The sequence below is a fragment of the Legionella sheltonii genome (assembly GCF_026191355.1).
Lineage (GTDB): Bacteria > Pseudomonadota > Gammaproteobacteria > Legionellales > Legionellaceae > Legionella > Legionella sheltonii.
Genome location: NZ_JAPHOQ010000026.1, coordinates 1 through 9,681, shown reverse-complemented (window position 1 = coordinate 9,681; position 9,681 = coordinate 1). Strand labels below are relative to the sequence as shown.

The window sequence follows — 9,681 nt, the reverse complement described above, 5'->3', positions numbered from 1 at the left end:
GAATTTTGAAGTCATATGAGTTTGCTTTTTAAGAGATATAAATACTTTGATTAATCGCCTTATTAAGCCTCAATATCTTCTATAATCTAAATAAAGGTATTGAACCATTTGTCTAACCAGCTGCTAAGGAAATAAATGATTTCTATATCCGGCTATGCATTACGAGAAAAAATGAGGCATAACCATAATATTGATACCTATTATGCCTTGCGATTAAAAGATAGTCGTAGAGTGCTTCTCAAAACACCAAGCAAACCTCACTCCAGTTCTGAGAATTTGGCTATTTTGCAACATGAATACTATTTGCTCAATATGATTGAAGCACCCACTATCATTAAAGCTTACGACTTTCTGCAAAATCTACAAACGCCGGTTTTAATTCTTGAAGATGTAAAAGGACAATTACTAACTTCATACCTTCTTATGCACCAATTGGATATTGAAAGTTTTTTAATTTTAGCATTACAACTAGTTGATATAGTTGGAGAATTACATCAACGTCATATTATTCACAAAGAAATTAAACCATCTAATATTGTTATCGATCCAGAGCAGCTGAATCTTAAGCTGGTTGATTTAAGTACCTCGTCCAAGCTAACTGAAGAAACTTTTGATTATCTAAAATTGGGAATATTGGATGAGGATTTAGCCTATATCTCACCAGAGCAAACAGGACGTATTAACCGTCCAGTTGATTATCGTACTGATTTTTACTCACTGGGTATCACATTTTATGAAATGTTGACTAATCGATTACCCTTTCAAACAGTTGATACACTTGAATTAGTACATTGTCATATTGCTAAAAAGCCACCAACAGTATTAGAGGTTAGACCTGATGCGCCCAGAATGCTGGATGCAATAATCGCGAAGTTGTTGTGCAAAATGCCCGAGGATCGTTATTCCAGTATTATCGGATTAAAATCAGATCTGAAGGAATGCTTGAATCAATGGCAACAAAAAGGAGCGATTTGTGATTTTACCCTTGGTCGAAACGATATTCACGATCATTTAAGTATTTCTCGTAATTTATATGGCCGAGAACTACAAGTAGACAAATTAATCAAAGCTTTTAATCGAATTAGCCAAAGTGGCAAAGAAATTGTTTTAATTGCCGGTTATTCTGGCATTGGAAAAACGTCATTAGTTAAAGAAGTCCATAAACCGATTATTCAACATAGAGGTTATTATATTCAGGGAAAATTTGATCAATTACAACGAAGTATCCCTTATAGCGCCATTGTTGCTGCATTTAAAAATTTAGTAAAACAAGTCCTATCAGAGAGTGAAAACAAGCTAGAGAAACTAAAAAAATTACTTATCCATTCTTTAGGTAATATAGGCCAGGTTGTTATTGATGTTATTCCAGATGTTGAACTTATTATCGGTAAACAACCACCAGTACTCCAGTTGAGCCCTGCTGAAACTCAAATACGTTTTAATCTGGCATTTCAAAATTTTGTACGAATCTTTGCTCAAGCAGAACATCCACTCGTTATGTTTTTAGATGATTTACAATGGGCTGATAATTCGTCCCTAAATTTTATTGAAAACTTGTTACAGGATAGAGAAACGAATCATTTACTCATTATTGGCGCTTATCGTGATAATGAAATCAATGAGAATCACCCTTTACAATTAAGTATTAACAACCTAGATAAAAATAAAGTGAACTTAAGTACCTTGACTCTAAGACCACTACGCCTAAATAACAGTAAGCGCGCCAGCAACTACATAATTTAATAATTATCTCCGTTTCGTCATACTCTGCAACATCAATTTAGAGAGGAGAGTACGATGAATATATCCCCACAAATTATATCCCCCCAAGAAACAGATGGCACGAAAGAACAGAGATGGATGGAGCATGTAACGCATCAAAAAGAAAGTGGTTTGTCGCGAGTAACGTACTGTCGAAAGCATCAATTAAACTACCATCAATTTGGCTATTGGGAGCGAAAGTATCGGGAAGAAATAGCTTCATCCAAATTAGTACCGATTCAATTAAATAAGCTGACACAAAGAGCTCCAGAGACAGTATGCACCTTGGTATTGAACAATGGGCATGAGCTAAAAATTCACGACCAGACTTTATTGCCAATGTTGTTGTCCTTGTGGGGTTAGCCATGTTTTTATCATTTAATGCAAGCATATGGCTCTATCCAAAGCCTATTGATTTTAGGCGACAAATTGATGGACTGGTGATGTTGATTTCCGACCATCTTCAGTTGAACCCCACATCAGGGCAAATTTTTCTTTTCAGAAACCGCCAAGCCAATAAAATAAAAATGCTGTGGTGGGAGCGAAATGGGTTTTGGCTCTGTTATAAGCGATTGGAGCAAGGAAAACTAAAATTTCCCAAACACGATGACGCGGTCATGAGCCTTACCAATGACCAATTAAGCTGGCTGCTCTCAGGATTGGATTTTGCAAAACACACATTGTTGCCGGAAGTATTGGCTACGAATTTCTATTAGAAATAATTTACAAAAAACGATTAATTTGTTTTTAAAATCAACGTAATGTGATATAATTGACTCAGCAAACAGGTGCCATTTCAACATGATGTACGAAGAAAAAATAGAGCAATTAAGTAACGAAATACTCGCATTAAAAGCAGAGCTTGCTCTATCTCAAGCACGCAATGAACACTACGCGGAAGCCTATGATTCTTTAAAAGCACAAATCATGGAGCTACGCCGTCACCGTTTTGGCAAGCGCTCTGAGCGTTATATTGACCCTGAAAATCCTCAGCTGTCTTTGTTTGAAAATAATCAGAGCATTTTTTCTCAGGCTGAAGCAAGCGGTGAGCAGACCGAAGAAATGACACCAGTGGCTGCCCATACAAGAAAGAAGAATAAAAAAGCGCAGAAAGAACTACCCCGTCGCATTGAAATTATTCCGGTATCTGATGAAGACAAGCAATGTGCCTGTGGTGCATGCAAAACAGTGATTCGTTATGAAACCAAAGAGCTACTGCATTACCAACCTTGCGTCATCGAAATTGTGGAGCAACGACGTGAAGTAGTTGCTTGCACTAAAGGATGCGAGAATCAAATCGTAACCGCAGCAGCGCCCAAACAAATTCTCCCCAAAATTAAAGCAACAGAAGAGTTTTTATCATTCCTGGTGGTCAGCAAGCTGGATGACAGGCAACCACTGTACCATCTGGAGCGACAACTCAGCGAACGACATGGTATTGATTGCTCACGCCAAACCATGGCGCGCTGGCTCATTGAGTTAATGACACCACTGCGTCCCATTTATAATCTGTTGAAAGACAGTGTGATTGAGTATGATGTGGCCAGTTGTGATGCAACGACCTTGCAGGTCTTGCATGAGCCTGGAAGAAAAGCAGAAACCAAATCCTATGTGTATTGCATTCGGGGTGGACCACCGGATAAATCCGTTATTCTTTATGACTACAACGATGTGGAGCACAAACAATTTATTTACGATTGGTTTGTCGGATTCAATGGCTATTTACATGTCGATGGTGACAATTTTTTTGAACTTGTGGGTAGCAGCAATGCGCACATTGTCAATTGCAACGCGCATGCGCGCAGAAAATTTGAACCTATTGCCCAATCTAATAAAGGCAAAGGCATTGCCAAAGAAGCCATGCGCTTTTTTAAAGAGCTTTATAAAATAGAGCGTGAGGCTAAAAATAATCAACTGAATCCAGACCAACGTCACCAGTTGCGTCAGGAAAAATCCAAACCACTCATGGAAGCCTTTAATACATGGGTTGATAAGGTCTATCCTACAACTTTGCCCCAATCACCGCTTGGGAAAGCACTCAATTACTGTGTTAAATATAGAGATGGACTGATGCGCTTTTTAGATGATGGGCGTCTGGAAATCGATAACAATCTTACTGAACAAGAAATCAAACCCTTGGTCATTGCTCGAAAGAACTTCTTGTTTTGCGCCTCTGTTGAAGGTGCTGAGGCCTTGTGTTTACACTTCAGTATCATCAGAACGGCTAAATTACACAATCTCGACCCTTATCATTACTATGTCATGTTGTTAAAGAACGCTCCTCTTTGCAACAGTGTTGATGATTATGAAAAACTGTTGCCTTGGAATATTGGCTTAGATTATACCCCTAAGTTGTAAATTGTAAGCCTGTGGTTCTTGGAGCGCTTACAAATAACATTCAAAGTCTTCTGGTCGATACCTTATCCAGTTCACCCAAAAAAGTCCAGGAGCTGGCCAAATGTATTTTTTATAAAACTCAGGGTAACCCATTTTTTATTAATGAGTTTCTAAAAATAATTTATGCACAAAACTTATTGGTCTTCTCTTATGAGCATGCTGCTTGGGAGTGGGACTTAAACAAAATTCAACAACAGAGTGCCACGGATAATGTCATTGATCTTTTGACTAGCAAAATTCACTTGCTAATCTAGGTCTGGTAATCTGGAACAAAATTCAGGAAAAATAAGAGCTATTCCGAATTGGTTTATTAACTCCTGCTCTCACAGAATGGCTTATCCACAAGTCCATAGGCCAGTAGAGCCTTCATCGTCTCGGATAGGCCTGTGGACCCTGTGGGTAAGCCATGACACACCGAACTATGTTTTAGAAACCGTACTAGGGTGTCCGAAATACACTTGAGCTGGTGTTAAATATCCAAAAGACTGATGGAGTCTTCGGTTGTTATAATATTCAAAATACTCAGCTAATTCCAGCTCTATCTCTTCGATTGTTTCGAAATCATACCGATAGAGTTTTTCTTGCTTAACACTGCGCCATAAACGTTCTATGAAAATATTATCGAGGTATCGGCCGCGCCCATCCATACTGATAGAGATTTTGTGGGCCTTCAAGGTATTGATCCAATCATTAGACGTGAACTGAGCACCCTGATCGGTATTAAAAATATCACACCGCCCCTGTAATAACGCGTTTTTTAGCGCCTCTACACAAAATTCTGCTTCTAATGTTGGGGACACCGCCCATTGAAGCACATACCGACTATACCAGTCCATGATGGCAACCAAGTAAACATGGCCTCCCTTCATACGCACGTAGGTAATATCAGCAGCCCAGACCTGATTAGGCTTAGTGATATCGATGTCACGTAATAGATAGGGGTACACGGTGTGCTCTTTATTGGGAACGCTTGTATTTGGCTTTGGGTAGACGGTTTCTAATCCCATAGCCTCCATGAGTCTCTTGATGCGTCGTTTACCAACAGGATAGCCAACTTCAAGGGACAACCATTGTGCGCGCTTCACTTTACCTTCACATGGATACTGGAGATAATGCTCGTCTAACAGCGCCATGAGCCGCTCGTCCTCTGCTGATATAGGAGACGCTTTGTAATAATAACTGGAAATACTCAATCCGAGTAGCATGCATTGTTCTCGGATTGATATTTCAGCGTTGCTATCAATCAGCTTACGCTTTTCATCCAAGCTCAGTGGCAGTCTTTTTTTTTAACCATGATAATTGGGCTTGAAGTCGACCAATTTCCTCATACAAAGCACCAACAAGCTCGGCTTGCTCTTTTTTATCCTTATCATGAGAATTGGAAAAAGCATCTGAAATAGCCTGCAATGCTGTTTGCTTCCATGCTTTAATTTGGGTAGGATGCACACCGTATTCGCTGGTCAGTTGAGCCTGAGTCAATTTTCCTTCAATTGCCGCAACTGCTATCTTTGATTTTTTTGATGCCGTGTAATAGTTTCTTTTTTTGCTCATTCTATTCTCCTCTGTTACTTAGAAGAATAGCTCTTAAAAATTACCTTTTTTCGTCCAAAAAACCGCGCCTATATCAAAGTTTATTTTAAAAGCCTCTTGCTGACTTATTTTCCAATCTTGCAGTGAGCGCTCTATTTTTTTTCTTTCCTGCTCCTTTTCAATGTCCCAAATTTGCAGACGATTTGTATATTGTTCTTGTAACTTGTGGGCTTCATCATACATCGCCTGCGCTTTATCAAGATCATTCTGAACTGCCTGCTTACGCTTTAAAATCACTTGCTGCACTGGACTATAGAAAAAAAACTTTAAAATCCATACCAGTACAATAAAGTTAATCAACTCAAGAATAAAGCTTGACCAGGAAAATTCCATTTTCAAATCCTCTTCAATGATTGACTAAATAAGCCAATAAGGGATTTCTGAATAAAATAATCAATACGATCACCAAACAATAGATTGCTAAAGATTCAATCATTGCTAAACCAATAAATAAAGTACGTGTGATTGATTTTTCTGCTTCGGGTTGCCTTGCGATTGCATCAAGTGCTTTACTAATTGCTCGCCCCATTGCAATGGCAGGTAACATAGTTCCAAAGGCAATAGCCAAACCAGCGACAACCGTGGACACCAGGGTAAACCAACTCATGTTATCCATGAAGATACTCCTTCTCTCTTCGTATTACCTGTGATTGAATCCCGCTTGCGATATAAATTAATGCAAGCATTCCAAAAATATACGCTTGGATAACCGCTTCTAATAAATGCAGCATTAAAATAGGGACAGGAGCCAATAATCCTGCAACCATAAGTACAATCATAGCAGTTAACTGAAGACTCATCATATTACCAAATAATCGTACCGCTAATGCCAATGTTCGTGATAGCTCACTAATTAAATGAAAAGGCAGTAACAAAGGACTCGGTGAAATATAATGTCGTAAATAATTTTTAATTCCTTCAGCACGTATACCAAACCAATGAACGGAAAAAAAAGTTACGATAGCAAGGCTTGATGTAACTGATAGGTCGGCTGTAGGAGAACTCAATCCAGGAATCACTCCAATTAAGTTGGACAGCACAATAAAAAGCCATAGAGTAGCAATAAAGGGAAAAATAAGTTCAACATGCTCAGGCAATACCTCATTTACAGCATCATACATTGCCAAATAAATCCCTTCAGTAACCACTTGATATGAGCTTGGCCTTTCTTTTAATTTTCGCCCGGATAACCAAGCCCATATCAGTAACATTAAAATAATTAACCAACTGGTTAATATGCTTTGAGTCGGCATCAATCGGCTCTCCATTTCAAAATGTAACCTGGTACAACCCAGTGGTATTGCATAAAGTAATTTCCCTTCTCCCCACGGAGAGAAGCTGCCCGTAGGGCGGATGAGGGTATTGATTTTAATGAATGAACCCTCATCACTACCCCTCTTCGACAAGCGAGAGAGGGGATCTTAGCGACACAAAACGGCTTATTGTTAATCCCTTATAAATAAATATACATTAAGCGCACCAACAAAAACGCCAACAAGAATCAAATTAATTGTCCAAGCAATAGAATAACCATGCAATTTATTATCAAGCCATACGCCCAAGTAAGCGCCTATAATTATGGGCAGAATAAAAAGTATTCCTAAGGTCCCTAAAAAAATGGTTTGCGCCAAAATTGTAGGGGATTCTTTTTTTGACTTTTCTATTTTAACAATGGATTTTTCTACGTTGTTTCTGAGTTTGTTATGGGAGTTCTTAGAGGTCATACCAATCCTTGTTCTTTAATTCTAATAAGCTTTTTAACATTTCATAATCTAATCGATGAATGCTTTCTTTAATAGTTATTAACTTTTTTTCTTCCCTTTGCAGCTGTTGATCTATAGCAAGCAAAATATCCTGACATCTTGGGGAACGTATGTAATGTCTTGTTAAAATATGAAGATCATTATCAATAAAATAGAGCAAACCACTGGGTATTGCTAAATATTCTGTTTTACCCTCTTCATAACGAAATCGGGCTAATCCGTAATTTAAGCAAGTCATCATTCGCGTATGATGGGCAAATAAGCCAAATTGTCCTGAATCATCCTCACCAACAAAACTTACTACCCCATTCACTTGTTCCTCTTGCAGGGCACTATGTAAATGCAGTGTAAACGTTGCCATTTAATAAACTCCAGATAAGGAGCCTTTCATATAACATTGCTCTTCAGTCAAATAATCAAAATCACCGTTTAAAAATGCCTCACAATCGAGTAATGTTTCTTCGAGTGGTACGGATACCCCCTGAATGTCCGTTCTCTCAACCATACCGTGAAATGGTTGCGTGAGATACCGTTGCAATTTACGAGCCCTTAAAACAATTTTCTGATCTTCTGACGACAATTCTTCGATTCCTATCATAGAAATAATGTCTTCTAACTCACGATAATGTGACAGATGTTCCCTTACTGCCTGTGCGATTGAATAATGGCGCTGCCCTAATACAGCAACATTCATAAATTTACTTTTAGATAGCAAAGGATCAATTGCAGGATATATCCCTTTTCCAGCTTGCGAACGGGTCAAGACAACTATGGAGTCCAAATGCGTAATAATTCCTGCAACTGCGGGATCGCTCATATCATCTGCAGGGACATAGACCGCTTGAACTGAAGTGACTGCGCCCTTAGATGAAGAGCTAATACGTTCTTCGATTTCGGCTATTTCAGTCATTAACGTCGGTTGATAGCCTACATTAGCCGACATTCGTCCTAATAGCCCTGATATTTCGCTACCAGCCTGGACAAATCGATAAATATTATCAATCAAAAACAAGACATCACGTTGTAATGTATCTCGTAAATATTCTGCACTGGTAAGTGCGGATAATCCAACTCGAAATCGAACACATGGAGATTCATCCATTTGTCCAAATACCATTAATGTATTATCCATTAATCCTGCTGCTTGCATTTCACGCCATAATTCATGGCCCTCGCGTACTCGCTCTCCAATCCCTGCAAAAACAGAAGCTCCGCGATGAATTTTGATAATCGCATGCATAAACTCCATCAAGAGTACCGTCTTGCCAACTCCTGCACCACCAAATAATCCTACCTTTCCCCCTTGAACTACGGGGCAAAGTAAGTCAATAACTTTTATTCCGGTTTCTAAAATTGTTTGTGGTGTTGTTATGCCTTCAATTGGTGGTGATTTTGATAAAATGGGACGCGATTCACTTGCGGGTATTGCGTCAAATCCATCTAAAGGTTTACCAAACACATCAAGAAGTCTACCTAATGAATGTATAGAAACCGGGACTTCAAGTGGGGTTCCCAGATCAAATACATCCAATCCTCGTTGTAGCCCTGAGGTTCGATGTAATGCAATTGCCATCACATGCTCGTGATCGATATGTTTATGAACTTCCAAAATATAACTGTCATCCTTTCGAAAAATTTTAAGTGCTTGATGTAGAGGGGGCAAAACCTTACACGCAATAGTTACGACAGAACCATGAATTTGTACGGTTTTACCAATCAAACGCCCCTTATCATCCCTGGATAATGACATAAATGAGTCTCTTCAAATTTATAATATCCCTCTAAAATTATGGTACAAATTTGCAATTTATAAATTTTTATTATGTAGAAATTACTCAAAATAACGAATATGCTAATGAAATTTAAGCAAAATTACCCTTTACTGGAGTAGGTTTAAAGGGAAAAGGATGTTTCCAAAATGAAAAACCTTCGGGCTGGAGTTAGGTACAGAATATCAACCTTAATATTCATGGAGTGCATCATGTTGAAAGATATTCATGAAATCCAATCTAAGAAATATCATTGGATTGCCTTACCCTGCCTGATTTCATTTTTTTTAGTTTCGTTTTCTACATTCGCAGCACATAGAGTTATCAATTTGGATATTGGTTATAAAACGGTCTACTTTACTAATAAACCAGCCAGAGCTATTGCAGTAAATAATCAAATC

General features: G+C 38.5%; 13 protein-coding genes. 5 read left to right on the top strand and 8 right to left on the bottom strand.

The features are described 5' to 3' along the window. Positions 1-135 precede the first annotated feature (135 nt). From OQJ26_RS19010 to tnpC, 4 genes are all read left to right on the top strand, one after another. A complete protein-coding gene (locus OQJ26_RS19010) occupies positions 136-1,743 on the top strand; it encodes an ATP-binding protein (protein ID WP_265705253.1) in 1,608 nt (535 codons plus the stop codon). A gap of 54 nt (positions 1,744-1,797) precedes the next feature. Next, positions 1,798-2,124: an IS66 family insertion sequence element accessory protein TnpA gene (gene tnpA, locus OQJ26_RS19005; protein WP_265702306.1), complete on the top strand. Its 327-nt coding sequence runs from the start codon at positions 1,798-1,800 to the stop codon at positions 2,122-2,124. 2 nt (positions 2,125-2,126) lie between these two features. After that, positions 2,127-2,477, top strand: coding sequence for an IS66 family insertion sequence element accessory protein TnpB (gene tnpB / locus OQJ26_RS19000; protein ID WP_265702305.1), 351 nt, complete (start codon positions 2,127-2,129; stop codon positions 2,475-2,477). 85 nt (positions 2,478-2,562) lie between these two features. Then, positions 2,563-4,119: an IS66 family transposase gene (tnpC, locus tag OQJ26_RS18995; RefSeq protein ID WP_265702303.1), complete on the top strand. Its 1,557-nt coding sequence runs from the start codon at positions 2,563-2,565 to the stop codon at positions 4,117-4,119. Between the two features lie 458 nt (positions 4,120-4,577). On the opposite strand, the gene OQJ26_RS18990 is transcribed toward tnpC, so the two are convergent. The 8 genes from OQJ26_RS18990 to atpD form a co-directional block, all read right to left on the bottom strand. Beyond that, positions 4,578-5,423, bottom strand: coding sequence for an IS3 family transposase (locus tag OQJ26_RS18990; RefSeq protein ID WP_082650874.1), 846 nt, complete (start codon positions 5,421-5,423; stop codon positions 4,578-4,580). After that, positions 5,416-5,709, bottom strand: coding sequence for a hypothetical protein (locus OQJ26_RS19555; RefSeq protein ID WP_065235619.1), 294 nt, complete (start codon positions 5,707-5,709; stop codon positions 5,416-5,418). Before OQJ26_RS19555 ends, OQJ26_RS18990 begins: the two co-directional genes overlap by 8 nt. 33 nt (positions 5,710-5,742) lie before the next feature. Next, positions 5,743-6,081: an ATP synthase F0 subunit B gene (locus OQJ26_RS18980; RefSeq protein ID WP_265705252.1), complete on the bottom strand. Its 339-nt coding sequence runs from the start codon at positions 6,079-6,081 to the stop codon at positions 5,743-5,745. 13 nt (positions 6,082-6,094) lie between these two features. Next, positions 6,095-6,364: a F0F1 ATP synthase subunit C gene (locus OQJ26_RS18975; RefSeq protein ID WP_265705251.1), complete on the bottom strand. Its 270-nt coding sequence runs from the start codon at positions 6,362-6,364 to the stop codon at positions 6,095-6,097. Next, positions 6,357-7,001: a F0F1 ATP synthase subunit A gene (locus OQJ26_RS18970; RefSeq protein ID WP_265705250.1), complete on the bottom strand. Its 645-nt coding sequence runs from the start codon at positions 6,999-7,001 to the stop codon at positions 6,357-6,359. Before OQJ26_RS18970 ends, OQJ26_RS18975 begins: the two co-directional genes overlap by 8 nt. Positions 7,002-7,193: 192 nt before the next feature. After that, entirely contained in the window at positions 7,194-7,472 is a 279-nt protein-coding gene (locus tag OQJ26_RS18965) for an AtpZ/AtpI family protein (RefSeq protein WP_265705249.1), read from the bottom strand. Then, positions 7,462-7,872 carry a F0F1 ATP synthase subunit delta/epsilon gene (locus tag OQJ26_RS18960; protein ID WP_265705248.1) on the bottom strand — a complete coding sequence of 137 codons (411 nt, stop codon included), beginning with the start codon at positions 7,870-7,872 and terminating at the stop codon, positions 7,462-7,464. The genes OQJ26_RS18965 and OQJ26_RS18960 overlap by 11 nt, the downstream gene beginning before the upstream one ends. Beyond that, positions 7,873-9,261 carry a F0F1 ATP synthase subunit beta gene (gene atpD, locus OQJ26_RS18955; protein WP_265705247.1) on the bottom strand — a complete coding sequence of 463 codons (1,389 nt, stop codon included), beginning with the start codon at positions 9,259-9,261 and terminating at the stop codon, positions 7,873-7,875. It abuts the gene before it with no gap. A gap of 231 nt (positions 9,262-9,492) precedes the next feature. Here atpD and OQJ26_RS18950 point away from each other — a divergent pair. Further along, positions 9,493-9,681: hypothetical protein (locus tag OQJ26_RS18950; protein WP_265705246.1), on the top strand; the 189-nt coding region annotated here is incomplete at its 3' end.